This window comes from Psychrobacter sp. 16-MNA-CIBAN-0192, from assembly GCF_040309565.1.
Classification (GTDB): Bacteria; Pseudomonadota; Gammaproteobacteria; order Pseudomonadales; family Moraxellaceae; genus Psychrobacter.
The window spans coordinates 1-231 of record NZ_JBEOOX010000780.1; the positions used below are offsets into that span (position 1 = coordinate 1).

Consider the following 231-nt stretch of genomic DNA (forward strand, 5'->3'; position numbering starts at 1 on the left):
TTCTCTGGTCGTGTGTCAGCCAAGGTAATGCAAACGGCGCTGGCCGTACGCGATACGGTGATGACAGTCACTGACATGTTTATGTATGTCATTGTCTACTTTATTACGACTGGGGTTATCTTATTCAATTTAGACAGCTTATTGCTCATACCTTTTGTTATCTGGTTCGTACTGGTTGGCTTTACCTTACGTTTCTTTATTCCCAAGCTTAAACGGACCTCTATCATACAG

1 pseudogene is annotated in these 231 nt (G+C 42.4%); it reads left to right on the forward strand.

From position 1 onward, the window contains the following. Positions 1-231 (forward strand): annotated as a pseudogene (locus AAEY78_RS15190) (multidrug ABC transporter ATP-binding protein); the annotation flags it as partial.